The 2,171-nt window shown below is 71.1% G+C and carries 2 protein-coding genes; both read right to left on the minus strand.

Going from position 1 to position 2,171, the window contains the following annotated elements:
• Positions 1-65 precede the first annotated feature (65 nt).
• Positions 66-1,058 carry a DUF808 domain-containing protein gene (locus FV223_RS25900; protein WP_147729625.1) on the minus strand — a complete coding sequence of 331 codons (993 nt, stop codon included), beginning with the start codon at positions 1,056-1,058 and terminating at the stop codon, positions 66-68.
• 110 nt (positions 1,059-1,168) lie between these two features.
• Entirely contained in the window at positions 1,169-2,053 is an 885-nt protein-coding gene (locus FV223_RS25905; protein ID WP_147729626.1) for a fumarylacetoacetate hydrolase family protein, read from the minus strand.
• Positions 2,054-2,171: the final 118 nt, after the last annotated feature.

Consider the following 2,171-nt stretch of genomic DNA (forward strand, 5'->3'; position numbering starts at 1 on the left):
GAGCGGGGTCGGCTGCATCATGCGCCCATGAGGCGAATCCGCGGGCGAAAATCAAGCCGTCCGGCTCAGGCCGCCGCACCGCGCAGGCGCGACAGGCCATGCCAGGCCGGCGCGATCACGAAGCTCGTCAGCGGAATCAGCAGGCCGCCGACGACGAGGCCGACGAGACCGGAGCCGGCGGCCGTCACCAGCCATTCGGCAAGGCCGGACAGGGCGGGCGGCAGCAGGCCGGCGACCGCTTCGGAGGCCGCATGCAGGGCGTGGGCGACCTGCGGCAGGCCGTAGGTCTCGAGCCCGTGGACCAGGATGCCGCCGCCGACCCAGATCATCGCCGCCGTGCCGACGATGGCGAGCAGGGCCAGGAACGGCGGCATCCCGGTGACGATGCCCCGGCCGAGCGCGCGGGTGACGCTGCCGAACGCGGAGGTGGAGGTGCTCGCCGCCATCGCCAGACCGGCGTCGTCCGCCTTCACGATCAGCGCCACCGCGCCGTAGACGAAGGCGGTGATGCCGACGGCCACCAGTGCCATCACGGCGGCCTTCGTGGCGACGCCGCCGTCGGGCAGCGCCGCCAGGGTGATCGCCATGATCTCGGCCGAGAGGATGAAGTCGGTCTTGATCGCGCCCGAGACCTTGCGGTCCTCCATTGCCCGGCCGTCGCCGGCGGCATCGCGCGGGGTGTCGTCGGCGTGGCCGGCATGCGGGAACAGCGCCTCGTAGACCTTCTCGGCGCCCTCGTAGCAGAGGTAGGCGCCGCCGAGCATCAGCAGCGGCGTGATCGCCCAGGGCGCGAAGGCGCCGAGCGCCAGGGCGGCCGGGAGCAGGAACAGCAGCTTGTTGCGCAGCGACCCCAGCGCGATCCTGCCGACGATCGGCAGCTCGCGCTCGGCGGCGAAGCCGACGACGTAGCGCGGCGTCACCGCCGCATCGTCGATCACCACGCCGGCCGCCTTCACGCCGGCCTTGGCCGCCTGGGCGGCGACGTCGTCGAGCGAGGCCGCGGCGACCTTGGCGATCCCGGCGATGTCGTCGAGAAGGGCGATCAAACCGATGCTCACGTGACGGCGTCCTCCGAGGTACAGAGCCTTCTGTGCAGAGGACGTTCACGAAGTCGAGATCGGATCGCCGTCCGTCGTGGCGGCACGACCGCAGCCATCGAGGAAAAGCGTCAGTTCGTGGGCTCGCCGGCGGAGACCTTCGCGGTCCAGTCGTCGAAGGCGATCACCGGCTGGCGCTGCTCGCCCAGCCCCTCGATGCGCACGATCATCTCGTCGCCGGCCTTGAGATAGCGCGGCGGCTTCATGCCGAGGCCGACGCCGGGCGGGGTGCCGGTGGTGATGACGTCGCCGGGCTCGAGCATCATGAAATGCGAGACGTAGGCGACGAGCTGGGGCACGTCGAAGATCATCGTCGCGGTCGAGCCGGTCTGCATCCGCTGCCCGTTCACGTCGAGGCTCATCGCGAGGTTGCCGAGGTCGGGGATCTCGTCGAGGGTCACGAGCCACGGGCCGAGCGGCCCGAAGGTCGGGCAGCCCTTGCCCTTCGTCCAGGTCGGACCGCGCTCCATCTGCCATTCGCGCTCGGAAACGTCGTTGCAGATGCACACGCCCGCCACGTAGTCGAGCGCCTCGTTGGCGTGGACGTAGGAGGCGCGGGAGCCGATCACCACGGCGAGCTCGACCTCCCAGTCGGTCTTGGCCGATCCCTTGGGGATGATCACCGTGTCGTTGGCGCCGACGATGCAGGACGGCGCCTTGTTGAAGACGATCGGCTCGGACGGGATCGGCGAGCCGGTCTCGGCGGCGTGATCCGCGAAGTTCAGGCCGATCGCGACGAAGTTGCGGGTGCCGCCGACGCAGGGGCCGAGCCGGGTCGAAGCCGGCAGGAGCGGCAGCGTCTCCGGGTCGATCACGCGCAGGCGGTCGAGCGCTTCGGGCGAGAGCCCGGGCCCGGCGATGTCGCGCAGGACCGCGGACAGGTCGCGCAGGCCGCCGTTCCCGTCGATCAGGCCCGGCTTCTCGTCCCCCGTCGCTCCGTGCCGAACCAGCTTCATGTGCGCCCCCCGTTTCGAACAATCCTGACGCGGAAGGTGGTCGACGCGGCAGGCGGGTCAAGCCGACGCTCAAGCCTTCATGCGCACGTAGGTGCCGGGGGCGGGCGCCAGCGAGGGC

This window comes from Methylobacterium sp. WL116, from assembly GCF_008039455.1.
In the GTDB taxonomy this organism is placed as follows: domain Bacteria; phylum Pseudomonadota; class Alphaproteobacteria; order Rhizobiales; family Beijerinckiaceae; genus Methylobacterium.